Below are 26,143 nucleotides of genomic sequence, written 5' to 3' on the forward strand. Positions count from 1 at the left end.
TGTGGGCATCGACCATGGCAGAACAACAGAAAGCCGCCAAGACGGAGACTTCGCCGCTGCGTGCGGTCAAGGGCATGAACGACCTGCTGCCGCCCGAGTCGGCGCGCTGGGAGTGGTTCGAGGAGGCGGTGCGCCGGGTGATGCAGCGCTACGGCTATGCCGCGATCCGCACGCCGATCGTCGAACCGACGGCGCTGTTCGTGCGCGGGCTCGGCGAGGTGACCGACATCGTCGAGAAGGAGATGTACTCCTTCACCGACAGCATGAACGGTGACCAGCTCACGCTGCGTCCGGAAGGCACGGCCGGTGTGGTGCGCGCGGTGACCGAGCATTCGCTGCTGTACGAGGGCGGCAAGCGCCTCTACTACCTGGGCGCCATGTTCCGCCACGAGCGGCCGCAGAAGGGCCGCTACCGCCAGTTCCATCAGGCCGGCGCCGAGGCGCTGGGTTTCCACGGCCCGGACGTCGATGCCGAGCTGATCCTGATGTGCCGCGCGCTGTGGCGCGAGCTCGGCCTGATCGAAGGCCGCGACCTCTGGCTGGAGATCAACAGTCTGGGGCAGGCCGAAGAGCGGCGCGCCCACCGGGCGGCGCTGATCGCACACCTGGAGGCACATGCCAATCTGCTGGACGACGATGCCAGGCGGCGCCTGCACAGCAACCCGTTGCGCATCCTCGACACCAAGACACCCGCGATGCAGGCCGTGGTGGAGGCGGCGCCCAGGCTGATCGATTTCCTTGGAGAAGCCTCGCTGGCGCACTTCAACGCGGTGCGCGCCGTGCTGGATGCCGCCGGGCTGCCGTACCGCGTCAACCCGCGGCTGGTGCGCGGCATGGACTACTACAACCTCACCGTGTTCGAGTGGGTCACCGACCGCATGGGCGCGCCCTTGACGGTCGGCGGCGGTGGCCGCTACGACAGCCTGATCGAGCAGCTCGGCGGCAAGCCGGCCCCGGGCGTCGGCTGGGGTCTGGGCATCGAGCGGCTGCTGCTGCTGCTCGACGCGGTCGGCGTCGTGACGCCGCCCCGGCTGCCGGATGCCTACGCGGTGCTGCCGAGCGCGGCGGCGCTGCCGGCGGCGATGGTGCTGATCGAGGCCTTGCGCGCCACCGGGGCCAGCGTGGTGCTGCACCCCGCCGGCAAGGACGGTCCGGCCAGCATGAAGTCGCAGTTCAAGAAGGCCGATGCCAGCGGCGCCCGCTATGCGCTGGTGTTCGGTGCCGACGAAATGGCCCAGGGCATGGTGGCGCTCAAGCCGCTGCGTGCGGGCGAGGGCGCGGCCGCGCAGGTGTTGCGCCCGCTGGCCGATCCGGCGGCCTGGGCCGGCGAACTGCTCCGTTCATAATCCCGGCTTCGCGCCCCACACGCCGCGCAGCCTCTCACAAAGCATCCGCATGGCCACCCCTCTCGACCTCCAAGAACAAGAACAGCTCGACTCGATCAAGCACTTCTGGAAGCAGTACGGCAACCTGATCACCTGGGTCCTGATCATCGCGCTCGGCGGTTTCGCCGCCTTCAACGGCTGGCAGTGGATGCAGCGCGATCGCGCCGTGAAGGCCAGCGTGCTGTTCGACGAACTCGACAAGGCCGTGACCGCCGGCGACACCGACAAGGTCGCCCGCGTGTTGGCCGACATGAAGGAGCGCTACGGATCGACGGCCTTCGCCGGGCAGGCCGGACTGCTTGCGGCGAAGGCGCAGTTCGAGAAGGGGCAGAACGACGCCGCGCGGGCCAGCCTCGAGTGGGTGATCGGCAACGCGAGCGAGAAGGAGTACGCGGTGCTGGCGCGTCTGCGGCTGGCCGGCGTGTTGCTCGACGAGAAGAAGTACGACGAGGCGTTGAAGGCGCTGCCTACCGATCCGCCGACGTCCTTTGCAGGACTTGCGGCCGACCGCCGCGGCGACATCCTCACGGCGCAAGGCAAGGCCGACGAGGCGCGCGCCGCCTACCAGGTCGCGTTCGATGCGATGGCGCCGACGCTCGACTACCGCCGCCTGGTCGAAGCGAAGCTGACCGCACTGGGCGCGGCACCCGAGACGCCGGCGACGGTGGTTACCGTGCCGGCCGCGGCAGGAGCATCGAAGTGATGCGCCCCCGCGTGGCAAGGCTCGCGGTCGCGCTGCTCGTTGCCGGCCTGGCGGCCTGCTCCAGCGGGCCGGAGAAACCCAAGCCGACGCCGCTCGAGCCGCTCAAGGCGCAGATTGCCGGCCGGCAGGTCTGGTCGCAGGGTCTGGGCAGTGTGGACTTTCCCTTGCGCATCGCCTCCGGGGCCGGCGCCGTGGTGCTGGCCAGTTCGGACGGCCGCGTGATCGCGCTCGCAGCGGAAACCGGCCGGGAGCTCTGGCGCGGCGATGCCGACGGCAAGCTCAGCGCCGGTGTCGGCAGCGACGGGCGCTACGCCAGCGTCGTGACGATCGGCAACGAACTGGTCGTGCTCGACAGCGGCAAGCCGCTCTGGCGCACGCGCCTGACCACCCGTGTCGTGACGCCGCCGCTGGTGGCCGGTGAGCGCGTCTTCGTGCTCGGCATCGACCGCAGCGTGCAGGCCTTCGACGTGCTCGATGGCCGCAAGCTCTGGGTCCAGCAGCGCCCCGGCGATCCGCTGACGCTGCTGCAGCCCGGCGTGCTGCTGCCGTGGAAGGACACGCTGGTGGTTGGCCAGGGGCCGCGCCTTGCCGGGCTCGACCCGCTGCGCGGCAGCGTGCGCTGGGACACCACCGTCGCATCTCCACGCGGCACCAACGAGGTCGAGCGGCTGGCCGATCTGGTGGGGCCGGCGGCGCGCGTCGGCGATGCGGTCTGCGTGCGCGGCTTCCAGGCCGCGGTCGGCTGCGTCAACGCCGAGGCCGGCACGCTCGCCTGGGCCAAGACCACCGGCGGGACCAACGGCGTGGCGGCCGACGAGCAATTGGTGTTCTCGGCCGATGCCACTGACCGCATTACCGCGTGGAAGCGCGCCAGCGGCGAAGTCGCGTGGACCTCGGAACGCATGCTGCACCGCGGTCTCAGCTCGCCGCTGGTGGTGGGCCCGACGCTCGTGTTCGGCGATTTCGAAGGCCAGGTGCACTTCCTCGATCGCAGCAACGGCGCGCCGCTGCTGCGCCTGCCCACCGATGGCCAGCCCATCGTCGGCGCCCCGGTGAAGGTCGGCACCACCATCGTCGCGGTGACCCGCCGCGGCACGGTGTTCGCGTTCCGCCCCGAGTGAGCGCGATCGGAACCTAGATGAAACCCGTCCTGGCGCTCGTGGGGCGCCCCAACGTCGGCAAGTCGACGCTGTTCAACCGCCTGACGAAGAGCCGCGATGCGATCGTGGCCGACTTCGCCGGTCTGACCCGCGACCGCCACTACGGTGACGGGCGCCTCGGCGAGCGCGAGTTCATCGTCGTCGACACCGGCGGCTTCGAACCCACGGCCGAGAGCGGCATCTACAAGGAGATGGCCAAGCAGACGCGCCAGGCGGTGGCGGAGTCCGACGTGGTCATCTTCGTCGTCGACGTTCGCGCCGGCGTCACCGGGCAGGACCACGACATCGCGCGCTACCTGCGCACGGCTGGCAAGAAGGTGCTGATCGCGGCCAACAAGGCCGAGGGCATGCTCGAAGGCATTCAGCTCGCCGAGTTCTACGAGCTCGGCATGGGCGAGCCGCTGGCGGTGTCATCGGCGCACGGGCAGGGCATCCGCAGTCTGTTGACGGCGGCGCTGGAAGACTTCGTGTTCGACGAGCCCGACGATCTGGCGCTCGACGACCCCGACCGGCCGATCCGCCTGGCGGTGGCCGGCCGCCCGAACGTCGGCAAGTCGACGTTGATCAACACCTGGCTCGGCGAAGAGCGCCTGGTGGCCTTCGACCTGCCGGGCACCACGCGCGACGCCATCAGCGTGCCGTTCGAGCGCAACGGCCAGAAGTTCGAATTGATCGACACTGCCGGCCTGCGTCGCAAGGGCAAGGTGTTCGAGTCGATCGAGAAGTTCTCGGTCGTCAAGACGCTGCAGGCCATCGCCGACGCCAACGTCGTGCTGCTGCTGCTCGACGCGACCCAGGGCGTGACCGATCAGGACGCCCACATCGCCGGCTACATCCTCGATTCGGGCCGGGCCGTGGTGCTGGCGGTGAACAAGTGGGATGCGGTCGACAGCTATCAGCGCGAGCTGCTGCAGCGCTCGATCGAGCAGCGGCTGGCCTTCCTGAAGTTCGCACCGGTGCTGCACATCTCGGCCATCAAGCGCCAGGGTCTGGGCCCGGTGTGGAAATCGATCGCCGATGCCTGGGCTTCGGCGACCAAGAAGCTCCCCACGCCGGTGCTGACGCGCGTGCTGCTGGAGGCAGTTCAGTTCCAGCAACCCAAGCGCGCCGGCGCCTTCCGTCCCAAGCTGCGCTATGCGCACCAGGGCGGCCAGAACCCGCCGGTGATCGTGATCCACGGCAATTCGCTGGAGCACGTGACCGACGCCTACAAGCGCTTCCTGGAGGGGCGTTTTCGCAGCCACTTCCAGCTCAGCGGCACGCCGATGCGCATCGAGATGAAATCGTCACGGAACCCCTTCGCAGAAAAGGACTCGTAACCTGAGGGCGTTCGCCGGCTGGAGCCTGTGATACCTTCCATCCTCCAACAGCTTTAAAACACGGACGATATCGTGAGCAACAAAGGGCAACTCCTACAAGACCCGTTCCTGAACCTGCTTCGCAAGGAGCACGTTCCGGTCTCGATCTACCTCGTGAACGGCATCAAGCTGCAAGGTCACATCGAGTCCTTCGACCAGTACGTGGTCTTGTTGCGCAACACCGTGACCCAGATGGTCTACAAGCACGCCATCTCCACCGTCGTGCCGGGCAGGGCGGTGAATTTCCAGGCCAACGACGCGCCGGAGTCGGCGGGCTGAACGGCTCGATGCACTCCCGGCATCCGTCCCGTCGTCCGACCGCCCACCGCCAGACCCTGGTGGTCCCAGCTTGAGCGCGCCTGCCGTCGTCAACGAGGCCAGGGCGGTGCTGGTCGGAGTCGACCTCGGCGCCGGCTCCTCCTTCGATGCGACGCTCGACGAACTGGCGCTGCTGGCCGAGTCGGCCGGCGACACGCCCGTGGCGCGCCTGATCGCCCGCCGCAAGGCCCCCGACGCCGCGCTGTTCCTCGGCTCGGGCAAGGCCGACGAGCTGAAGGCGCTGGTGGCCGAAAGCGGCGGCCAGTGCGTGATCTTCGATCAGGCGCTGTCGCCGACGCAGCAGCGCAACCTGGAGCGCCACCTCGGCGTCGAGGTGCTCGACCGCACCGGGCTCATCCTCGAGATCTTCGCGGCCCGTGCTCAGAGCCACGAGGGCAAGTTGCAGGTCGAGCTCGCGCAACTGCAGTACCTCAGCAACCGCCTCGTGCGGCGCTGGACCCACCTCGAGCGCCAGCGCGGCGGCGTGGGGCACCGCGGCGGCCCGGGCGAACGCCAGATCGAACTCGACCGCCGCATGATCGGCGAGCGCATCAAGTCGCTCAAGGCGAGGCTCGACAAGGTGAAGCGCCAGCGCGGCACGCAACGGCGCTCGCGCGAGCGCGCAGGGACCTTCCGGGTCTCGCTGATCGGCTACACCAATGCCGGCAAGTCCACGTTGTTCAATGCGCTGGTCAAGGCGCGCAGCTATGCCGCCGATCAGCTGTTCGCGACGCTCGACACCACCACGCGGCAGCTCTACCTCGAAGATGCACGTCGCTCGGTGAGCCTGTCGGACACCGTGGGCTTCATCCGCGATCTGCCGCACACGCTGGTCAAGGCCTTCGCCGCCACGCTGCAGGAGGCCGCCGATGCCGACCTGCTGCTGCACGTCGTCGATGCATCGAGCCCGGTGCTGGCGGAGCAGATGGTCGAGGTCGAGCGCGTGCTCACGGAGATCGACGCTGCGGGCATCCCTCAGATCCTGGTCTACAACAAGCTCGACCAGCTCGACGAAGAACAGCGGCCGCGCGCGCTGGTCGATCTGCTCGAGCTGGACGGAGGGCGCCGCGTTCCGCGCGTCTTCGTCAGTGCCCTGCGCGGCCCGGGGCTTCCCGAGCTTCGGGCGCTGGTGAGCGAGGCACTGCTCGCCGACGGCGGCGAGACCGGCTCACCCGACGCCGCCTCTTCGGTTCCGCCGGCGCACGACGATACCGGCGCTTCCGCCGAGCCCCCCGATCACGATCCCATCTCCGCATCCGTCTTGCTCCAACGACACGCATGAATACCTATAACGATGCAGGCGCAGAGCGCCCGCGGGGTCGCCCCGCACTACTGGCCGAGGCCCTGGTCTTGCTGTCGTCCGGCGTCGCCCGCCGGGCGGCCTGGCGGGCGCGCGGCGAGCGGCTGCTCGCGACGGGCGGTCGCAACGATGGCCCGCCGGACCTCGACGAGCTGTGGCGCGACTTCAACCGTCGCCTGAGCGGCTTGTTCGGCGGCAAGGGTGGGGGTGGCAATTCGCAGCCCGATGGGGGCGGCGCCAGTTCACCGCCACCCGACATGCGCAGTGCCGGCATCGGCATCGGCCTGATTGGCGCGGTCGTGGCGCTGATCTGGCTGGGCAGCGGCTTCTTCATCGTGCAGGAAGGGCAGCAGGGCGTCGTGATGTCCTTCGGCCGCTACAGCCACACGGTCGAAGCCGGCTTCCAGTGGCGTTTCCCGTACCCGTTCCAGTCGGCCGAGGTCGTGAACGTGACGCAGTTGCGATCGGTCGAAGTCGGCCGCAATTCGGTGGTGCAGGCCACCGGGTTGCGTGATTCGTCGATGCTGACCCAGGACGAGAACATCGTCGACATCCGTTTCACGGTGCAGTACCGCCTGAAGGATTCGAAGGACTACCTGTTCGAGAACCGCAACGCGGACGAGGCGGTGGTGCTGGCCTCGGAGTCGGCGGTCCGTGAGATCGTCGGGCGCAGCAACATGGACTCGGTGCTGTACGAGCAGCGCGACGCCATCGCCACCGACCTCGTCAAGTCGATCCAGGCGCAGCTCGACCGCCTGAAGACCGGCATCCTGATCTCCAACGTCAACGTGCAGAGCGTCGCGCCGCCGGAGCAGGTGCAGGCGGCGTTCGACGATGCGGTGAAGGCCGGCGCCGACCGCTCGCGCTTCAAGAACGAAGGCCAGGCCTATGCCAATGACGTGATCCCCAAGGCGCAGGGCACGGCCTCGCGCCTGCGCGAAGAGGCCGAGGGCTACAAGGCCCGTGTGATTGCCCAGGCCGAGGGTGATGCGTCGCGCTTCAAGCAGGTGCTGACCGAGTACCAGAAAGCGCCGGCCGTCACGCGCGATCGACTCTACGTGGACACGATGCGCGAGGTGTATTCGAACGTCAGCAAGATCCTGATCGAGTCGCGTACCGGCTCGAACCTGCTGTACCTGCCGCTCGACAAGCTGATGCAATCGGCCGGTGCGACCGCCGCCATCGCGGCGTCGGCGCCCACCCCGCCCACCACCGAAAGCGGCAGCACGTCGCAGAACGACGTGCGATCGCGCGACAACCAGCGTTCGCGTGAGCGCGAAAGCCGCTGAGGAGAACAAGAAAATGAATCGCATCGGTCTGATCGTGGCGAGCGTGTTGCTCGCATTGATGATTGCCTCGAGCACGTTGTTCGTCGTCGACCAGCGGCAGTTCGCCGTGCTGTATGCGCTGGGCGAGATCAAGGAAGTCATCGCCCAGCCGGGGTTGAAGTTCAAGATGCCACCGCCGTTCCAGAACGTGGTCTTTCTCGACCGCCGCATCCAGAGTCTCGACAGCCCCGAGACGCGGCCGGTGTTCACCGCCGAGAAGACCAGCCTGGTGATCGACTGGCTCGTGAAGTGGCGCATCAAGGATCCGCGTCAGTTCATCCGCAACAACGGCGTCGATGCACGCAATGTCGAGGCGCGGCTGGCGCCGATCGTCCAGGCCGCGCTGAACGAGGAGGTCACCAAGGTCAGCGTGCGCCAGGTGCTCTCTACCGAGCGGGACAAGGTCATGCAGGGCGTGTTGCGTCGCCTGTCGGACGATGCGACGAGCTTCGGTATCGAGGTGGTCGACGTGCGGATCAAGCGGGTAGATTTCGTCGCCAACATCACCGAGGCGGTTTATCGCCGAATGGAGTCGGAGCGCAAGCGCGTGGCCAACGAGACCCGTTCCACCGGCCAGGCCGAGGGCGAGCAGGTGCGCGCCGACGCCGACCGGCAGCGCGAGGTCATCGTCGCGGAAGCCTACCGTGAAGCGCAGAAGGTCAAGGGCGACGGTGATGCCAAGGCCTCGGCGCTGTACGCCGAGGCCTTCGGGCGCGACGCGCAGTTCGCGCAGTTCTATCGCAGCCTCGAGGCCTATCGGGCGAGCTTTCGCAGCAAGACCGACGTGATGGTGGTCGAGCCCGAGAGCGAGTTCTTCCGCGCGATGCGGGGCGAGGGCGGGCCATCGTCGTCGCGCGGCAGGTGAGCACGGATCACCGGCGCTCCTCCACCGGGAAGCAGGCATGTGGGACACGCTGTTCAGCGCGCTCGCGCTGATGCTGGTCTTCGAGGGTCTGCTGCCCTTCCTGAGTCCGCAACGCTGGCGCAGGGTGTTCGAGCAGGCCACGCGGTTGAGCGACGGGCAGCTGCGTTTTCTCGGCTTGAGCAGCATGCTGGGAGGCCTGATCGTGCTGCTGATCGTGGCGGGCTGAGTGCCGTTCTTGACCGAGGATCGCGAGCGAAAGCCGCTGAGGGCGCCGGTACAATGCGGTTTTAACCCCGCAGGCTTTTCATGACCTCTGCTTGGCTGCTGCCCGAGCACATTGCCGACGTGCTGCCGTCCGAGGCGCGGCGCATCGAGGAATTGCGGCGCACGATGCTGGACGCGGCCCGCGTCTATGGCTATGAACTGGTGATGCCGCCCTTGCTCGAGCATCTCGAGTCGTTGCTGTCGGGCACCGGGCACGAACTGGACCTGCGGACCTTCAAGCTGGTCGACCAACTGAGCGGCCGCACCCTGGGTCTGCGTGCAGACACCACGCCCCAGGTGGCACGCATCGACGCCCACCTGCTCAACCGCAACGGCGTCACACGTCTGTGCTACTGCGGCCCGGTGGCGCACACACGGCCGGCCGGGCTGCATGGCAGCCGCGAACCGCTGCAGTTCGGGGCCGAGCTCTACGGGCACGCCGGACTCGAGGCCGATCTCGAGGTGCAGGATCTGGCGCTCGACAGCCTGCGCGCCGCGGGCGTGCCCGGCCTGGTGCTCGATCTGGCCGATGCGCGCATCGTGCGCGGCCTGCTGGCCGGTGTCGCCTGCGACCCCGTGCGCCTGAACGAGGTGTATGCGGCGCTTGCCGCCAAGGACGGCACGGCGCTGCAAGGCCTCGGCAGCGGTTTTGCCGTCGAGGTGAGGGATGGGTTGCAGGCGCTGACGTCGCTGTACGGCGATATCGAGGTGCTCGACATCGCGGAGGCGAAGCTGCCCCCGCGTCCTTTGATCGTCGCCGCGCTGTCGGACCTGCGCCGTCTGGCCGCGCATGCTGCGATCGCGCATCCGGACGTGGGGGTCGGCTTCGACCTCGCCGACCTGAGCGGTTATGCCTACTACAGCGGCGCGCGCTTCGCCGTGTATGGCGCTGGCTCCAGCGATTCGCTGGTGCGCGGCGGTCGCTATGACGAGGTCGGTGCGGTGTTCGGTCGCAACCGGCCTGCGGTCGGCTTCAGCGCCGACCTCAAGGAAGTCGTGCAACGCGCCCGCCTCGATGGGCGCCGCGCCGCGGTGCGCGCACCTTGGGGAGAGGAGACCGGGCTGCGCGCTGCGGTCCGGGCCCTGCGGGCCGGCGGCGAGACCGTGGTGTGCGTGCTGCCGGGGCACGAGCACGACGTACAGGAATTCGACTGCGATCGCGAGATCGTGGACGAAGGCGGCCAATGGGTCGTCCGGGCGTTGTGAAACCAGCGCCCGAGAGCTCTCAGATTCAGGACAAGACAATGCAAGCAGCGAGCAAGGCCGGTCACAACGTCGTGGTGGTCGGCACCCAGTGGGGCGACGAGGGCAAGGGCAAGGTGGTCGATTGGCTGACCGACCACGCCGCGGCCGTGGTGCGCTTCCAGGGCGGCCACAACGCCGGCCACACGCTGGTGATCAAGGGCAAGAAGACCGCGCTGCAACTCATCCCCTCAGGGGTGATGCGTGACGGCGTGGCCTGCTACATCGGCAACGGCGTGGTGGTCGATCCGACCCACCTGCTCGGCGAGATCGAGCGGCTCGAGGCGGCCGGCGTCGAGGTGCGCTCGCGGCTGTTCATCAGCGAGTCGTGCCCGCTGATCCTGCCCTTCCACGTGGAACTCGACAAGGCCCGCGAGGCGCTGCGCGAGAGCTCGGGCGCCGGCAAGATCGGCACGACCGGCAAGGGCATCGGCCCGGCCTACGAGGACAAGGTCGCGCGCCGCGCCTTGCGCGTCCAGGATCTGAAGCATCCGGATCGCTTCGCGAAGAAGCTGCGCGACCTGCTCGAACTGCACAACTTCGTGCTGCAGGGCTTTCTGAAGGCGGACGCGCTCGAGTTCCAGCCGATCTTCGACCACGCGATGAAGGTGGCCGAGCAGTTGAAGCCCATGCTGGCCGATGTCGGTGTGCGCATCCACGAGACCAATCTGGCCGGCGGCAGCGTGCTGTTCGAGGGTGCCCAGGGCACGCTGCTCGACATCGATCACGGCACCTATCCCTACGTCACGTCGAGCAACTGCGTGGCCGGCAATGCGGCCGCCGGCTCAGGCGTCGGCCCGGACAAGCTGCACTACATCCTCGGCATCACCAAGGCGTACACGACGCGCGTCGGCTCGGGCCCGTTCCCGACGGAGCTGCCGATGGACGAACCCGGCACGGTGGGGCATCACCTGTCGACGGTCGGCCAGGAGCGCGGCACCGTCACGGGCCGTCCGCGGCGCTGTGGCTGGCTGGATGCAGCGGCGATGAAGCGCTCGATCCTGATCAACGGCCTCACGGGTTTGTGCATCACCAAGCTCGACGTGCTCGACGGCCTCACCGAGATCAAGATGGGCGTGGGCTACGAACTCGACGGCCGGCGCATCGACATCCTGCCGCTCGACGCCGACGAGATCGTGGCCTGCAAGCCGGTCTACGAGAGCTTCCCGGGGTGGACCGACAGCACCGTCGGCACGACGCGCTGGGACGACCTGCCGCTCAACGCGCGCTGCTATCTCGAACGCGTACAGGAGATCATCGGCGCGCCGATCGACATGGTGTCGACCGGGCCGGACCGCGAGCACACGATCCTGCTGCGCCACCCCTACCTGGGCTGATGCGCAGAAGACCGACACCACGGGAATCACGCCACATGCTCACCGACGACGGCAAGCACCTCTACGTCTCCTGGGACGAGTACCACCTGCTGATCGAGCGCCTGGCGCTGAAGGTGCACAACTCGGGCTGGGCGTTCGACCAGATCCTGTGCCTGGCGCGCGGTGGCCTGCGGCCCGGCGACATGCTGTCGCGGGTGTTCGACAAGCCGCTGGCCATCATGTCGACCAGTTCCTACCGCTCGGACGCGGGCACGATCCAGGGTCGACTGGACCTGGCGACCTACATCACCCTGCCCAAGGGCGAACTGGCCGGCCGCGTGCTGCTGGTCGACGATCTTGCCGACACCGGAGTGACCTTGAAGGCCGTGGTCGATCGCCTGCGCGGCATGCCTTCGATCAGCGAGCTGCGTTCGTCCGTGATCTGGGTCAAGGGCGTGTCGAGCTACACGCCGGACTACTACGTGGAGTCGCTGCCGACCAGTCCCTGGATCCATCAGCCTTTCGAGGACTACGACAGCCTGCGGCCCGAAGGGCTCGCGAGGAAGTTGGCGGTTTGAGCGGCCACGTGCCATCGATCGCGGAAAACAAAAAGGCCAGCGCGCTGCGCTGGCCTTTTATGATTTGGTGCCCAGGAGAGGACTCGAACCTCCACGATGTTACTCGCTAGTACCTGAAACTAGTGCGTCTACCAATTCCGCCACCTGGGCTAGGTACCGAAGCCGGAGATTTTAGCATCAAGAACGAAGACAAGACAAGCAGTGCGCCACTCGGCGCTGCACTGATGAGTGAGGTCGATGGCATCGTCCAAGGCCACCGCGATGGGCACGGCTTCGTGCAACGCGACGACGGCGAGTCCGACATCTATCTGTCGCCGCAGGAAATGCGGGCGGTGCTGCACCGCGACCGCATCCGCGTGCGGGTGATCCGCTACGACCGCAAGGGCCGGCCGGAGGGGCGCGTGCTCGAGATCCTGGAGCGCCGCAAGGCGCCGATCATTGGTCGCCTGCTGCACGAGAGCGGCATCTGGCTGGTCGCGCCCGAGGACAAGCGTTACGGCCAGGACATCATGATCCCGAAGAACGGCATCGCCAATGCCAGCGCGGGGCAGGTGGTCGCCGTCGAACTGACCGAGCCGCCGTCGATGCATTCGCAGCCACTCGGTCGGGTGACCGAGGTGCTGGGCGAGATCGACGACGCGGGCATGGAGATCGAGATCGCTGTGCGCAAGTACGAGGTGCCGCACCGCTTCTCGGCCGAGACGCTGGCGCAGACGGCCAAGCTGCCCGACAAGGTGCGGCCGACCGACAAGAGGCAGCGCATCGACCTGACCGACGTGCCGCTGGTCACGATCGATGGCGAGGACGCCCGCGACTTCGACGATGCCGTCTACTGCGAGCCGGTCACGATCGGCCGCAAGACCAAGGGCGCGTCGCCGAACGGCTGGCGCCTGATCGTCGCCATTGCCGACGTGAGCCACTACGTCAAGCCCGGCGAGTCGCTGGACGACGATGCCTACGAGCGCGCGACCTCGGTCTATTTCCCTCGGCGCGTGATCCCGATGCTGCCGGAGAAGCTAAGCAACGGCCTCTGTTCGCTGAACCCCAATGAAGACCGTCTCGCGATGGTGTGCGACATGGTGGTCGACGCGGTCGGTGAGGTGCACGCCTACCAGTTCTTCCCGGCCGTCATCAACTCGCATGCGCGCTTCACGTACACGGAAGTCGCGACGATCCTCGCCAACACGCGCGGGCCCGAGGCGCAGAAGCGCAAGGCGTTGGTGCCGCACCTGCTGCACCTGCACGAGGTGTACCGCGCGCTGCTGAAGGCGCGTGCCACGCGCGGCGCCGTCGACTTCGAGACCACCGAGACGCAGATCGTCTGCGACGAGAACGGCCGCATCGAGAAGATCGTGCCACGCACGCGCAACGACGCACACCGCCTGATCGAGGAGGCGATGCTGGCGGCGAACGTCTGCTCGGCCGACTTCATCGCGTCGCACAAGCACGCCTCGCTGTACCGTGTGCACGAGGGCCCGACGCCCGAGAAGCGAACGATCCTGCAGACCTATCTGCGGGCGCTCGGACTGGGGCTGTCGATCGGCGATGATCCGCGGCCCGGAGAGTTCCAGGCGATCGCGCAGGCGACGAAGGACCGCCCCGACGCCACCCAGATCCACTCGATGCTGTTGCGCTCGATGCAGCAGGCCATCTACACGCCGACCAACAGCGGTCACTTCGGCCTAGCCTACCCGGCCTACACGCACTTCACCAGCCCGATCCGTCGCTATCCGGACCTGCTGGTGCACCGCGTGATCAAGGCCTTGCTGGGCAGCAAGAAGTACCACCTCCAGGTCACCGAGCTGGCCAGCTCGGCTGTCCACACGCGCAAGGTGCGGCCGACCGCGGCCTCCAGGGCGCAGCAGGCCAGCAAGCTGGTCGTCAAGCAGACCGCCGAGGCAATGGCCTGGGAAGCGGCCGGTGCTCACTGCAGCGCGAACGAGCGGCGGGCCGACGAGGCGTCGCGCGATGTCGAGGCCTGGCTGAAGTGCAAGTTCATGCGCGAGCATCTCGGCGAGGAATTCGGCGGCGCGGTCACCGCCGTCACCACCTTCGGGCTGTTCGTCACGCTCGACGAGCTGTACGTCGAGGGCCTGGTGCACATCACCGAACTCGGTGGCGAGTACTTCCGCTTCGACGAGGCGCGGCAGGAGCTGCGCGGCGAGCGCACCGGCGTGCGCTACGTCGTCGGCAGTCGGGTGCGAGTGCAGGTGAGCCGCGTCGATCTCGACGGGCGCAAGATCGACTTCCGGCTGGTCCACGAATCGGGCCTGAGCCCGCGGCCGCCGCGCGACAAGGCGGCGTCGGCCGTCGAGGAACTGCAGGTCGTGAAGGACGTCGACCGCGAGCACAAGCGGGCGACCAAGAAGGCGGTCAGCAAGACTCCCCGCAAGCCCGCGCGCAGCGCTGGGGCGGACACCGCGGCAGCGCCGCGCAAGTCGAAGCGATCGAGGCGGTAGGCCCGAGCCGCTGAGCTGCCGTGGCGCTCAGCGCCGCAGCTGAGCGATCAGCGCGCTCGCCGCCAGCGGCCCGGGGTGCGCCTGGCGTGTGCACCAGGCGTCGGCCACGGCGCCATGGGTGTGCGTGCCCAGCAGCGCGGCGTTGCGGGCCGACAGGCCTTGCGCCCAGAGCCCGCCGATCCAGCCCGCCAACACATCACCGGTTCCCGCCGTGGCCAGCGACGCGTTGCCGCTGGCGTTGATCAGCGTGGTTTCACCCGGCGCGGCGATGACGCTACCCGATCCCTTGAGGACGACGGTGGCGTGCCATCGCTGCGCGAGCCGGTCCGCGGCCGACAGCCGGGCCGACTGGACCGCGGCGGTCTGCAGACCCAGCAGCCGGGCGGCCTCGAGGGGGTGCGGCGTCAGCAGCGTGGCGCGCCCGCGGCCGGCGCGCATGTCGAGCAAGCGAGCGAGCGACGGGTCAGTGGCCACCGAGTTCAGCGCGTCGGCATCGAGCAGCAGGCGTCCGGCGCGGGCGATCAGGCCCGGCAGGTGCTCGCGCACCGCATCGCCGCCGCCGCATCCGCACACCACCGTGGCGTTCTCGAGTGGCGTGCGGGCATCGTGCAGCGCGGCAAGTCGCCGGTGCATCAACTCCGGGTGCATGGGATCGAGCGCCGGTGACTGCGGCTCGAGCGGCACCAGGTGCACTCGGCCTGCGCCCGCGGCCAGCGCGGCCCGTGCTGCCAGCAGCGCGGCTCCGGCCATGCCGGCGGCGCCACCGACCACCCACACATCGCCGAAGCTGCCCTTGTGCTGCGCATGCCGTCGCGCGGGCCACAGTGCGCGCGCCCCTGTGAGCAGGCCTGCGCTCGCCCGGGTGGCATCGGCATGGACGCCGAGGTCGTGGAACCAGACCTGCCCGGCATGGTCGCGGCCCTGGGCTGTGAACAAGCCCGGCTTCAGGGTCAGCAAGCTCAGCGTCCAGCAGGCCTGCACCGCAGCGTTCTCGTCGAGCAGCGAACCCTGCTTGGCATCCAGGCCGCTGGGCAGATCGATCGACAGCACCGGGGCCAAGCCGTCGTTGAGCGACCTCAACGCGGCCAGGGCCCAGCCGGCCGGCGCGCGCGTCAGGCCGATGCCGAACAATGCGTCGATGGCCAGATCGTCAGGGCCGAGCGGCGCGGGCGGTGTGCTGCTTTCCACCAGCGTCACGCCTGCAGCGCGCGCCCTGGCGCCGGCCGCCGCCGCATCGGCTGGCGGTGGCGCAGACGGTGCCCATCCCACCGTCACTTGCTTGCCGGCACGCTGCAGCCACGCCGCGGCTTCCAGGCCGTCGCCGCCGTTGTTGCCGGGGCCGGCAGCGATCCAGATGCGTCGTGCGTGCGGCGCCAGCGCCAGCGCCAGCCGGGCCACCGAGCCGCCGGCACGCTGCATCAGCGTGTGGGGCGGCAAGGTGCACGCGGCCTCGGTTTCCAGCTCACGGGTCGCCGCCACGCCGAACAGCGGCAGTCGCTCCACCTCACGCTGCGAGCCGTCGTCCAGAACCGCCCAGGGCATCGCGGCGTCGATCATGTTGGCGGCCCCGTCAGGCGGGCGGTGGCCCCGAGGCTGCCCGTGCCAGCGCGAAGCTGCCTGGATCGAAGCCGGGCGAGCGCCCGGCGATCTGGTCGGCCAGCAGCCGGGCGCTGCCGCAAGCCAGCGTCCAGCCGTGGTCGGCATGGCCCAGGTTCAACCAAACGCCGGGGCGGGGGCTGGGGCCGATCAACGGCAGGCCGTCGGGCAGCGTCGGCCGCGCGCCTTTCCACACTTGGGGCCGCGCGATGTGGGCGGCGCCCGGGAACCAGTCGTTGAGCAGGCGGTACAGCGTCTCGACCGCCGCCCGCCGTTGCGTCTGCGCCGAACCGCCCAGTTCGGCGCAGCCGGCCAGGCGCACGCGCTGCCCCAGCCGGCTCATCGCGATGCGGTAGCGCTCGTCGATCAGCGCCGCCTTCGGGCCCCGTTCAGGCGAACGCAGCGGCGCTGTCAGCGAGTAGCCGTGGATCGGCATCAGCGGCAGTTTGATGCCCAGGCCCGGCAGCAGTTCGGCGGCGTCGACGCCGGCGGCGATGACCACCGCGTCGAAGGCCTCTGCCGACACCGGATCGAGGTAGCGCGCCGCGGCGCGCGCACGGTGAGCCATCGCGCTGCCGTGCTTGTTGCCGTTGCCGCCGGGAAGGGCCGTGGCCCGGCTCGAAGCGAAGCCGGTGGTCAGAGCCAGGTGCTCGAGCTGCAGTTCGGCGCCATCGGAGCGTGTCCCGGTCTCCAGCGCGCGCACCACGGTCCCGAAGCGGAACTCGACACCGAGCCGCTCGGCCGCGTCGCGCAGCAGGTGGGCGAACTGGCGGCAGTTGCCGACCCCGTCCTGCGGCAACTGGATCCCGCCCGCCAGCGGCTGCTCGCGATTGAGGCCGGGCTCCGTTGCGTGGCAGGCGGCCGCATCCAGTTCGCGCACGCTGATGCCGAGTTCGCGCAGCAACGCCAGGCGGGGCTGCGCCGCGGCAACGTCGCGCTCTTCGCGCAGCAGGAGCAACAGGCCCTGCGAGCGTTCGAAATCCAGTTGCAGCCGCTCGTCTAGCACGCGGAGCCGTTCGCGGCTGTACTGCGCCAGTCGCAGCAGCTCGATGCGGCGCTGCGGGAAGTTCGGTGCGCGGCAGGCGCTCCACCAGCGCCACAGCCAGCGCCATTGCATCGCGTCGAAGGACGGCCGCACGCGCATCGCCGGATGGCGGCTGAACAAGTCGCGCAGCAGCCGTCCGGGCAGGCCGGGTGCCGCCCAGGGCGCGACATCGCCCGAGCCCAGCACGCCGGCATGTGCGAAGCTCGCCTCCGAGGCGACGCTGCTGTGCCGCTCGAACACGGTGACGTCGTGGCCGTCCTCGGCCAGTTCGTAGGCCGTGGTCACGCCGACGATGCCGGCGCCGATCACACCGACTCTCATGAGGACGCTCCAGCGGCCAGCGCGGCTTCGACGGCCAGGGCCGTGTCGAGCAGGGCGTCGTCGGCATGGCCGCGCGACCACAGCATCAGGCCGACCGGCGCATCGCCCGGCGCCTGGCAGGGCAGGCTGATCGCGCAGCCGTCCAGCAGGTTCACAACCGAGGGGTTGCGCAGCAGCAGCGAGTTGACGCGGAAGAATTCCTCGTCGCTCGCTTCAAGCGTGGCGATCGGCGGTGCGAGGATCGGCACGGTGGGGGACAGTACCGCGTCGAAGCCGCGCAGCGCCTCGTGCATGCAAGCGGTCCAGGCGGTGCGTGCCGTCTGCAGGTCGATGTAGTCCGCGGCACTCATCGCCATGCCGCGGCGGATGCGTGTCACCACGCGGCGGTCGTATTCGGCTTCTCGTGTCGCGAGCCGGTGCCGATGCCAGGCCCAGCTTTCGCAGCTCGCGAACCCACCGTTGAGTTGCAACGGCGCCATGTCGGCCAGCGGCGGGAAGTCGAGCGTGACGATCTGTGCGCCGGCGCGAGACAGTCCGGCGAGGGCTCGCTCGAAGGCTGCGGCCACAGCAGGCTCCAGCACGTCGAGCATCAGCGTCGTCGGCACCGCGAGCCGGGTGGCGCGCAGCGGCCGGCTCGGCAGCACGACGCGGCGGGCCGACAGCACCTCGTGCAGCAACACGGCGTCGCGCACCGAGCGTGTGAGGGCCGAGACCGTGTCGAGCGTGGTGGACAGCGGGATGGCACCCTCGGTCGGCGTCAGCGACGCTGTGTTCTTGAATCCGACCAGGCCCTGCAGCGCGGCCGGGATGCGCACCGAACCGCCGGTGTCCGAACCCAGGGCCGCCCACGCGGCCCCACCCGCCACCGAGACCGCTGCGCCGGAACTGGAGCCGCCCGGGATGCGCGGCGTGTCGCGGTCCAGGGTCGCCATCGGCAGGTTGGCCGGCGTGGGGTGATGCGGATTGAGGCCGACGCCCGAGAACGCGAACTCCGTCATATGGGTGCGGCCGATCAGCGCCGCCCCGGCCGCGCGCAGTCGCGACACTGCGGGCGCATCCTGCGCGGCCGGCGCTGCATCGGCCAGGACCGTCGAACCCGCGGTCGTGACCTGGCCGGCGATGTCGAACAGGTCCTTGATGCTGACGGCGAGTCCGGCGAGCGGCGGCAGCGGGGCACCACTCGAGAGAGCAGTGTCGACGGCGCGCGCCGCGGCTCGCGCGCCGACGGCATCGAGTTTCAGGAAGGCCGGGGCCACCGCGGCAGAGGCAGCGTGCTGCAGCGAGCGTTCGATCTCGGCGCCGGCGCTGCTCGTGCCACCGAGCAGCCGGGCGCGCCGGGAGAGCAGATCGTCGGTCATCGGCGTGCTAAACTCTCAGGGTTTTTCTGGAACACGTCGGTGCCTGTCCTGGTCGGTTCGATCGAGGTCGGTTCGGCGGAAGCCGGAAGAACATTTGCAATCCGCAAACCCGGTCGCCAAAAGGTGTTGCAAGACTCGAAAGAGGTTTGTTTGCATGTCGCTACAAAGCGCTGCAATCACTTGCAATTCTGGCCGGATTTTAGACCCAACCTTTGGAGTTTCCATGTCCCTCACCATGCGTGAAATGCTGGAAGCGGGCGTCCATTTCGGACACCAGACCCGCTTCTGGAACCCGAAGATGGCCCCGTTCATCTTCGGCCATCGCAACAAGATCCACATCATCAACCTCGAGAAGACGCTGCCGCTCTTCAACGAGGCGATGAAGTTCACCCGCTCGCTCGCTGCCAAGCGCGGCACGATCCTGATGGTCGGCACCAAGCGCCAGGCGCGCGAAGTGGTCGCCCAGGAAGCCCAGCGCGCCGGCATGCCCTACGTCGACCAGCGCTGGCTCGGCGGCATGCTGACCAACTTCAAGACCGTCAAGGGGTCGCTGAAGAAGCTGAAGGAAATGCAGGCCCAGCAGGAAGCCGGCCTGGAGGCGATGAGCAAGAAGGAAGCGCTGCTGTTCGCCCGCGAGATCGCCAAGCTCGAGAAGGACATCGGCGGCATCCAGGACATGAGCGCGCTGCCCGATGCCATGTTCGTCATCGACGTGGGTTATCACAAGATCGCGATCGCCGAGGCGAAGAAGCTGGGCATTCCGGTCATCGGTGTGGTGGACTCGAACCACTCGCCCGAAGGCATTGACTACGTGATCCCGGGCAACGACGACTCCGCGAAGGCCGTGGCGCTGTACGCCCGTGCCGTGGCGGATGCCGCGCTCGAAGGCAAGGCCAACGCGGTCAACGAAGTGGTCACTGCCGCCCAGAGCACCGACGAGTTCGTGGAAGTCAGCGACGCGGCCTGAGTCCGTCGCAAGGCGCCCCGCGCACTCATCAAGGGGCTGATTCAGCCCCTTTTTTTCAATGATTTCTAAGCAGTCGCTGCCTTCGGGCAGCACCGCTTCACCGAACGGAGAACGCAATGCCCGCAATCACCGCCAGCATGGTCGCCGAACTGCGCGCCAAGACCGACGCCCCGATGATGGAGTGCAAGAAGGCCCTCACCGAGGCCGAAGGTGACTTGAACAAGGCTGAGGAGCTGCTGCGCGTCAAGCTCGGCAGCAAGGCCAGCAAGGCCGCCTCGCGCGTCACGGCCGAAGGCATCGTCGTGGCGCACATCAACGGCACGACCGGTGCGCTGATGGAACTGAACTGCGAAACCGACTTCGTCTCGAAGAACGATGATTTCCTGGCCTTCGGCAAGACGCTCGCCGAACTCGTGGCCACCCAGGCCCCGGCCGATGTCGCTGCGCTGTCGGCGCTGGAGATCAACGGCGCGACGGTGGAGGCCACCCGCACCGCACTGATCGGCAAGATTGGCGAGAACATCGCGATCCGCCGCTTCAAGCGTTTCAGCGGTGACAGCAAGCTCGTCAGCTACCTGCACGGCACCCGCATCGGCGTGGTGGTCGAGTACACGGGCGACGACGTGGCTGCGAAGGACGTGGCGATGCACGTGGCCGCGATGAAACCGGTGGCGCTGACCTCGGCCGACGTGCCGGCCGATCTGATCGAGAAGGAGCGCAACGTCGCCGCCGGCAAGGCTGCCGAGGATGCCAAGACGGCCGAAGCCGCCGGCAAGGCGCCCCAGTCCGCCGAGATCGTCGCCAAGCGCGTCGAGGGTTCGGTGCAGAAGTTCCTGAAGGAGGTCTCGCTGTTCAACCAGACCTTCGTGAAGAACGACAAGCAGACAGTCGAGCAGATGCTCAAGGCCGCCAGCACGTCGATCAAGGGCTTCACGATGTACATCGTGGGCGAGGGAATCGAGAAGAAGACAGACGACTTCGCCGCGGAAGTGGCCGCCCAGGTGGCCGCTGCCAAGGGGCAGTAAGCGCTCCGCGTGGCCCGGCGCGTGTTTGCGGGCCGGGGCCATCCCCTAAACTGCCGTTCCACCGACCGTTCACCCGAGGAGACCTCCGCATGCCGGCGTTCAAGCGCATCCTGCTCAAGCTTTCCGGCGAGGCCTTGATGGGCGACGACGCCTACGGCATCAACCGCGCGACCATCGTGCGCATGGTGCAGGAGGTTCGCGAGATCACCGAGATGGGCTGCGAGGTGGCGGTGGTGATCGGCGGCGGGAACCTCTTCCGAGGTGTGGCCGGCGGCGCCGTCGGCATGGATCGCGCGACGGCCGACTACATGGGCATGCTCGCCACGGTGATGAATGCGCTGGCCTTGGCCGACACGATGCGCCAGGAGGGCATGACCGCCCGGGTGATGTCGGCGATCGGCATCGAGCAGGTGGTCGAACCCTATGTGCGGCCCAAGGCGCTGCAATACCTCGAGGAAGGCAAGGTGGTGATCTTTGCTGCCGGCACCGGCAACCCGTTCTTCACCACCGATACCGCCGCCGCGTTGCGGGGGGCAGAGATCGGTGCACAGATCGTGCTGAAGGCGACCAAGGTCGACGGTGTCTACTCCGCCGATCCGAAGAAGGACCCCGGCGCCACGCGCTACGCGAAGATCAGCTTCGACGAGGCGATCAGCAAGAACCTTCAGGTCATGGACGCGACCGCGTTCGCGCTGTGCCGCGACCAGAAGCTGCCGATCAAGGTGTTCTCGATCTTCAAGCCCGGCGCCCTCAGGCGCGTGGTGATGGGTGAGGACGAGGGCACCCTGGTGCACGTGTGAATCCGTCCGAGGACCGCAACAACATGAGCATCGCAGACATCAAGAAGACGTTCGAGCAGAAGGCCGCGCGCTCGATCGATGCATTCAAGTCGGAACTTCAGAAGATCCGCACCGGCCGCGCCCACCCCGGCATCCTGGATCAGGTGCACGTCGAGTACTACGGCTCCATGGTATCGATCAGCCAGGTGGCCAACGTGAGCCTGCTGGACGCCCGCACCATCAGCGTTCAGCCGTGGGAGAAGGGCATGGGCCCGAAGATCGAGAAGGCGATCCGCGAATCGGATCTGGGCCTGAACCCGTCGTCGCAAGGCGAACTGCTGCGCGTGCCGATGCCGGCGCTGAATGAAGAGCGCCGCCGTGACCTGACGAAGGTGGTGCGTGGCGCCGGAGAAGACGCGAGGATCGCGGTGCGCAACCTGCGCCGCGACGCCAACGACCAGGCCAAGAAGCTCCTGAAGGACAAGGCCATCTCCGAGGACGACGAGCGCCGCTCGCTCGACGAGGCGCAGAAGCTCACCGACCGTGCGATCGCCGAGATCGACAGGCTGGTGCAGTCCAAGGAAGCCGAGATCCTCGCGGTTTGAGAACCTCCGGTGTGCGAACCGCCTCCGCCGTGAGCCAGGCCCCTGCTGCGATCCCTCGCCACGTGGCCGTCGTGATGGACGGCAACGGCCGCTGGGCCAGCAAGCGCTTCATGCCGCGCTTCGTCGGGCACAAGCAGGGCGTCGACGCGCTGGTTCGCACCGTGAAGGCCTGCGCCGATCGCGGCATCGAGTACCTCACGGTGTTCGCGTTTTCCAGCGAGAACTGGAAGCGGCCCGAGGAAGAGGTGTCGGGTCTGATGGGCCTGGTGCTGGTGGCCGTCTCGAAGTACCTGGCCAAGCTGGCGAAGGAGGGCGTGCGCATCCGCATCGTCGGCGACCGCGATGCGGTGTCCGACAAGGTGCGAGAAGCCTGGGCCGAGGCCGAGCGCAGTACCGCGCACAACACGCGCATCACCTTGTCGGTGGCGTTCAACTACGGCGGCCGCTGGGACGTTCTGCAGGCCTGTCGCCAGGCGATCGCGGACGGCGTGTCGGCCGAACAGCTGAACGAGGCCCGGCTGGGGCAGTACATGGCGCTCAGCCACGCGCCCGATCCCGACCTCTTCATCCGCACTGGCGGCGAGGTGCGGATCTCCAATTTCCTGCTCTGGCAGGCGGCCTACTCGGAGCTGTACTTCACCGACTGCCTGTGGCCGGACTTCAGCGACGTCGAGCTGGATGCCGCGCTGGCCGCCTACGCGGCGCGCGATCGCCGTTACGGCGGCGTGAAACCGGCCGCGCCGGTGGCGGCCGATCCGCAGGCCGCGGTCTGAGCGCCGCCGACACGATGCTCAAGCAACGCATCATCACCGCGGTGCTGTTGCTCGTGGTGCTCCTGCCGGCATTGTTCGCGGCGGCCCTGTGGCCGTTTGCGTTGCTGGTGCTGCTGATGATCGGCGCCGCGGGTTGGGAATGGGGGCGCCTCAACGGCCTCGGCTCGGGCGCGGCGCTGGCGCTGGGCGGGCTGATCGCTGCGGGCGGGCTGGCGGCTTATGCGCTCGGCTGGCCCGACCTGGCACAGGGCGGCGCCTGGTGGTTCGCGACCGCGGCCTGGGTGCTGGGCGGCGCCTGGATCCTCCGACGGGGCGTCGCCGGCTGGCCGGCGCTGAGCCCGTCGCTGAGATGGCTGCTCGGAGCGGTGCTGCTGTGGGGGGTCTGGCTGGCCATGGTGGCGGCCAAGGCGCGCGGCGTGAACTTCCTGCTGTCGGTGTTCACGCTGGTCTGGGCAGCCGACATCGCGGCGTATTTCGGTGGGCGCGCCTTCGGTCGGCGCAAGTTGGCGCCGGCCATCAGCCCGGGCAAGAGCTGGGAGGGCGTGTGGAGCGGGATGGTGGGCGTGCTGGTGCTCGCCGCGGCCTGGATCGCGCTCGACCGGTTCACCGGCCAGTCTGTGTCCAGCCTGTACAGCCAGTTGCTCGAACGGCTCGGGTTCGTCGGGCTGGCCGTCGCGCTGCTGTTCCTCACGGCGATGAGCGTCGTCGGCGATCTGTTCGAGTCGCTGGTCAAGCGCAGTGCCGGAGCCAAGGACAGCAGTGCGCTGCTGCCGGGCCACGGCGGCGTGCTCGATCGCATCGACGCGCTGTTGCCGGTATTTCCGCTGGCATTGGCGCTGTGTTCTCTCTGAAGATGCCATGACGACGCAAAGCGTGTGCCTGCTCGGTGCCACTGGTTCGATCGGTGTCAGCACCCTCGACGTGATCGCGCGCCACCCCGACCGCTACCGGCTGTTCGCGCTCAGCGCCCACAGCCGCATCGACGAGCTGGCGGCGCAGTGCCTGCAGTTCCGGCCGCGTTATGCGGTGCTGCCGGACGCCGCGGCGGCACGGACACTGCGCGAGCGTCTCGCAGGCAGCGGCATCGAGGTGCTGTCCGGCCCGTCCGCGTTGGCCGAGGTGGCGGCGCACCCGGAGGTGGACACGGTCATGGCGGCGATCGTCGGCGCTGCCGGGCTCGCGCCCTGCCTGGCGGCGGCGCGGGCCGGCAAGCGCCTGCTGCTGGCCAACAAGGAGGCGCTGGTGGTCGGTGGCGCGCTGTTCATGGCCGCGGTGAAGGAGGGGGGCGCCACGCTGCTGCCGATCGACAGCGAGCATTCGGCGATCTTCCAGTGCCTGCCGGAAGACCGCAGCACCTGGGCACGGCGCATCGATCACATCGTGCTGACGGCCTCCGGCGGGCCCTTCCGCAGCCGCGACCCGGCGAGCCTGCGCGACGTGACGCCCGACGAGGCCTGTGCCCACCCGAACTGGGTCATGGGTCGCAAGATCTCGGTCGACTCGGCGACGATGATGAACAAGGCGCTCGAGGTGATCGAGGCCCGCTGGCTGTTCGACCTGCAGCCCGAGCAGGTGCGCGTGGTGCTGCATCCGCAGAGCATCATCCACTCGATGGTCGTGTGTCGCGATCATTCGGTGCTGGCGCAACTCGGCACGCCCGACATGCGGGTGCCGATCGCCTACGGCCTGGCGTGGCCGGAACGCATCGAGTCCGGGGCCGAGCAGCTCGACTTCACGCGCCTGGCCTCGCTCAGCTTCGAGCCGGCCGACGAGCGCCGCTACCCGGGCCTGCCGCTGGCCTGGGCCGCGCTGCGCGGACCGGAAGGCGGCACGGCGGTGCTGAACGCCGCCAACGAGGTGGCGGTGGCAGCCTTCCTGGCGGGAACGATCCGCTTCGACCAGATTCACAACATCAATGCCCACACCATCGAACGTACCCCGTTGGACGCCGGGGCCGCCGCCTCGCTCGAGAGCCTGCTCGCGCTCGACGCGCAAGCCCGCAGCGTTGCGCGCCAGTACCTGAAAGCCTTGTCATGATCACCTTGCTGGCCTTCCTTCTGACGCTCGCCATCCTGATCGTCGTTCACGAGTACGGCCACTACCGCGTGGCGGTGGCCTGCGGCGTGAAGGTGCTGCGCTTCTCGGTCGGCTTCGGCCGCGTGATCTGGCGGCGACAGCGGGGCGAGACCGAGTTTGTCGTGTCGATGCTGCCGCTGGGTGGGTACGTGAAGATGCTCGACGAGCGCGAGGGCGCAGTCCCGACCGCCGAGCGGTCGCGGGCCTTCAACAACCGCCCGCTGTGGCAACGCTCGGCCATCGTGGCCGCCGGGCCGGCCGCGAACCTGGTGCTCGCGGTGCTGCTGTATGCGGCGGCGAACTGGGTCGGGCTCGAAGAACCCAAGGCTGTGCTCGGCGCGCCGACGGCCGGCAGCATCGCCGAGCGCGCCGGGCTGGCGGCGGGCGACTGGGTGCAGGGCAGCGTGCAGGACGACGGCAGCGTCGAACCGTTGCGGTCGATGACCGACTTGCGCTGGCAGCTGACCGACGCAGCACTGCGCGGCGAACGCATCGCGCTGCGCGTCACCGACGCCCAGGGGCATGGCGCGCGCACGGTGCACCTGGCGCTCGAGGGTGTGGATGCGCGTGAGGTCGACGCCGAGTTGATGCGCCGCATCGGTCTCGGTGCGCCGTTCAGCGAGCCGGTGCTCGGCAAGCTGGTCGACGGCGGGCCTGCCGCGCGGGCCGGATTGCGTGAGGGCGACCGTGTTCTGGGAGTCGATGGTGCCCGCATCGACGATGCCGGACGACTGCGCGAGACGATACGCGCGGCTGTGCGCGATGGCGCGCCGGTCCCGATGGCGTGGGACGTTCAGCGCGGCAGTGAGCGCCTGTCGTTGGCCGTGACGCCGACGCTGCTGGCCGATGGCGGTCGCACGATCGGCCGGATCGAGGCCTACGTGGGGCAGGCGCCAGAGATGGTCACGGTGCGCTACGGTGCGATCGATGGCCTGGTGCGCGGTGCGCAGCGTACCTGGGAGGTGGCGGCGCTGAGCCTGCGCATGCTGGGCAAGATGCTGATCGGCGAAGCCTCGCTGAAGAACCTGAGCGGGCCCCTGACGATCGCCGACTACGCCGGCCAGTCGGCCCAGCTCGGGCTGGCCTACTACCTCGGCTTCCTCGCCCTGGTGAGCGTCAGCCTCGGCGTGCTCAATCTGCTGCCGCTGCCGATGCTCGACGGCGGACACCTCATGTATCATCTTTTCGAAGGAGTGACAGGGCGGCCGGTCTCTGAGATGTGGCTCGATCGGCTGCAGCGCGGGGGGCTGGCGATCATGCTCGTGATGATGTCACTCGCCCTCTACAACGACGTGGCCCGCCTGCTGGGCCTGCACTGACCG

At 68.7% G+C, this 26,143-nt stretch carries 24 protein-coding genes and 1 tRNA gene; 21 read left to right on the forward strand and 4 right to left on the reverse strand.

From position 1 onward, the window contains the following. The first annotated feature begins 14 nt into the window (after positions 1-14). The 12 genes from hisS to ASC67_RS01575 all read left to right on the forward strand — a co-directional run bounded on the left by hisS (position 15) and on the right by ASC67_RS01575 (position 11,817). Complete coding sequence (gene hisS, locus ASC67_RS01520; RefSeq protein ID WP_056314544.1) at positions 15-1,346, forward strand: histidine--tRNA ligase; 1,332 nt, start codon at positions 15-17, stop codon at positions 1,344-1,346. Between the two features lie 49 nt (positions 1,347-1,395). Then, entirely contained in the window at positions 1,396-2,088 is a 693-nt protein-coding gene (locus ASC67_RS01525) for a tetratricopeptide repeat protein (protein ID WP_056314545.1), read from the forward strand. Continuing rightward, positions 2,088-3,209 (forward strand): outer membrane protein assembly factor BamB, encoded by a 1,122-nt coding sequence (gene bamB / locus ASC67_RS01530; RefSeq protein ID WP_056314546.1) that lies wholly within the window; start codon positions 2,088-2,090, stop codon positions 3,207-3,209. Before ASC67_RS01525 ends, bamB begins: the two co-directional genes overlap by 1 nt. A gap of 17 nt (positions 3,210-3,226) precedes the next feature. Beyond that, positions 3,227-4,567 (forward strand): ribosome biogenesis GTPase Der, encoded by a 1,341-nt coding sequence (der, locus tag ASC67_RS01535; protein ID WP_056314547.1) that lies wholly within the window; start codon positions 3,227-3,229, stop codon positions 4,565-4,567. Between the two features lie 72 nt (positions 4,568-4,639). Beyond that, complete coding sequence (gene hfq, locus ASC67_RS01540) at positions 4,640-4,885, forward strand: RNA chaperone Hfq (protein ID WP_036230128.1); 246 nt, start codon at positions 4,640-4,642, stop codon at positions 4,883-4,885. 70 nt (positions 4,886-4,955) lie between these two features. Further along, on the forward strand, positions 4,956-6,206 hold the full coding sequence (gene hflX / locus ASC67_RS01545; RefSeq protein ID WP_056314548.1) for a GTPase HflX: 1,251 nt from the start codon (positions 4,956-4,958) through the stop codon (positions 6,204-6,206). Beyond that, the gene (gene hflK / locus ASC67_RS01550) at positions 6,203-7,513 is read left to right on the forward strand and encodes an FtsH protease activity modulator HflK (RefSeq protein ID WP_082535761.1); all 1,311 of its coding nucleotides are present in this window, start codon (positions 6,203-6,205) and stop codon (positions 7,511-7,513) included. Before hflX ends, hflK begins: the two co-directional genes overlap by 4 nt. A gap of 13 nt (positions 7,514-7,526) precedes the next feature. After that, positions 7,527-8,417 carry a protease modulator HflC gene (hflC, locus tag ASC67_RS01555; protein ID WP_056314549.1) on the forward strand — a complete coding sequence of 297 codons (891 nt, stop codon included), beginning with the start codon at positions 7,527-7,529 and terminating at the stop codon, positions 8,415-8,417. 37 nt (positions 8,418-8,454) lie between these two features. Then, a complete protein-coding gene (locus ASC67_RS01560) occupies positions 8,455-8,643 on the forward strand; it encodes a DUF2065 domain-containing protein (protein WP_056314550.1) in 189 nt (62 codons plus the stop codon). Positions 8,644-8,723: 80 nt separating this feature from the next. Then, complete coding sequence (locus ASC67_RS01565) at positions 8,724-9,887, forward strand: ATP phosphoribosyltransferase regulatory subunit (RefSeq protein ID WP_056314551.1); 1,164 nt, start codon at positions 8,724-8,726, stop codon at positions 9,885-9,887. Between the two features lie 38 nt (positions 9,888-9,925). Beyond that, the gene (locus ASC67_RS01570; protein WP_056314552.1) at positions 9,926-11,260 is read left to right on the forward strand and encodes an adenylosuccinate synthase; all 1,335 of its coding nucleotides are present in this window, start codon (positions 9,926-9,928) and stop codon (positions 11,258-11,260) included. A gap of 35 nt (positions 11,261-11,295) precedes the next feature. Further along, on the forward strand, positions 11,296-11,817 hold the full coding sequence (locus ASC67_RS01575) for a phosphoribosyltransferase (RefSeq protein ID WP_056314553.1): 522 nt from the start codon (positions 11,296-11,298) through the stop codon (positions 11,815-11,817). Positions 11,818-11,882: 65 nt separating this feature from the next. Here ASC67_RS01575 and ASC67_RS01580 read toward each other — a convergent pair. Beyond that, positions 11,883-11,967, reverse strand: a tRNA-Leu gene (locus ASC67_RS01580). Positions 11,968-12,041: 74 nt separating this feature from the next. Between ASC67_RS01580 and rnr the strand changes: the two genes are divergently transcribed. Next, complete coding sequence (rnr, locus tag ASC67_RS01585; protein WP_056314554.1) at positions 12,042-14,276, forward strand: ribonuclease R; 2,235 nt, start codon at positions 12,042-12,044, stop codon at positions 14,274-14,276. Positions 14,277-14,303: 27 nt separating this feature from the next. Here rnr and ASC67_RS01590 read toward each other — a convergent pair whose 3' ends face one another. The 3 genes from ASC67_RS01590 to ASC67_RS01600 are packed head-to-tail and all read right to left on the reverse strand — an operon-like array spanning position 14,304 to position 18,596. Further along, complete coding sequence (locus ASC67_RS01590; RefSeq protein WP_235566185.1) at positions 14,304-15,833, reverse strand: NAD(P)H-hydrate dehydratase; 1,530 nt, start codon at positions 15,831-15,833, stop codon at positions 14,304-14,306. Positions 15,834-15,846: 13 nt separating this feature from the next. Continuing rightward, complete coding sequence (locus ASC67_RS01595) at positions 15,847-17,238, reverse strand: FAD-dependent oxidoreductase (protein ID WP_082535762.1); 1,392 nt, start codon at positions 17,236-17,238, stop codon at positions 15,847-15,849. Beyond that, complete coding sequence (locus ASC67_RS01600) at positions 17,235-18,596, reverse strand: amidase (protein WP_056314555.1); 1,362 nt, start codon at positions 18,594-18,596, stop codon at positions 17,235-17,237. Before ASC67_RS01600 ends, ASC67_RS01595 begins: the two co-directional genes overlap by 4 nt. A gap of 223 nt (positions 18,597-18,819) precedes the next feature. Here ASC67_RS01600 and rpsB point away from each other — a divergent pair, with 223 nt between their 5' ends. The 8 genes from rpsB to rseP all read left to right on the forward strand — a co-directional run bounded on the left by rpsB (position 18,820) and on the right by rseP (position 26,140). Then, positions 18,820-19,563 carry a 30S ribosomal protein S2 gene (gene rpsB / locus ASC67_RS01605; protein ID WP_056314556.1) on the forward strand — a complete coding sequence of 248 codons (744 nt, stop codon included), beginning with the start codon at positions 18,820-18,822 and terminating at the stop codon, positions 19,561-19,563. Between the two features lie 116 nt (positions 19,564-19,679). Next, the gene (gene tsf, locus ASC67_RS01610; RefSeq protein WP_056314557.1) at positions 19,680-20,588 is read left to right on the forward strand and encodes a translation elongation factor Ts; all 909 of its coding nucleotides are present in this window, start codon (positions 19,680-19,682) and stop codon (positions 20,586-20,588) included. 89 nt (positions 20,589-20,677) lie between these two features. Continuing rightward, positions 20,678-21,388, forward strand: a complete 711-nt coding sequence (gene pyrH / locus ASC67_RS01615; RefSeq protein ID WP_056314558.1) for a UMP kinase — start codon at positions 20,678-20,680, stop codon at positions 21,386-21,388. 23 nt (positions 21,389-21,411) lie between these two features. Further along, positions 21,412-21,972, forward strand: coding sequence for a ribosome recycling factor (frr, locus tag ASC67_RS01620; protein WP_056315111.1), 561 nt, complete (start codon positions 21,412-21,414; stop codon positions 21,970-21,972). 11 nt (positions 21,973-21,983) lie between these two features. Next, the gene (gene uppS, locus ASC67_RS01625; RefSeq protein WP_255353655.1) at positions 21,984-22,745 is read left to right on the forward strand and encodes a polyprenyl diphosphate synthase; all 762 of its coding nucleotides are present in this window, start codon (positions 21,984-21,986) and stop codon (positions 22,743-22,745) included. A gap of 14 nt (positions 22,746-22,759) precedes the next feature. Then, a complete protein-coding gene (locus ASC67_RS01630; protein WP_056314559.1) occupies positions 22,760-23,596 on the forward strand; it encodes a phosphatidate cytidylyltransferase in 837 nt (278 codons plus the stop codon). 7 nt (positions 23,597-23,603) lie between these two features. Continuing rightward, complete coding sequence (gene ispC, locus ASC67_RS01635; protein WP_056314560.1) at positions 23,604-24,782, forward strand: 1-deoxy-D-xylulose-5-phosphate reductoisomerase; 1,179 nt, start codon at positions 23,604-23,606, stop codon at positions 24,780-24,782. After that, the gene (gene rseP / locus ASC67_RS01640; RefSeq protein WP_056314561.1) at positions 24,779-26,140 is read left to right on the forward strand and encodes an RIP metalloprotease RseP; all 1,362 of its coding nucleotides are present in this window, start codon (positions 24,779-24,781) and stop codon (positions 26,138-26,140) included. The genes ispC and rseP overlap by 4 nt, the downstream gene beginning before the upstream one ends. The last annotated feature ends 3 nt before the right edge of the window (positions 26,141-26,143 follow it).

Source organism: Methylibium sp. Root1272, assembly GCF_001425905.1.
In the GTDB taxonomy this organism is placed as follows: Bacteria; Pseudomonadota; Gammaproteobacteria; order Burkholderiales; family Burkholderiaceae_C; genus Methylibium.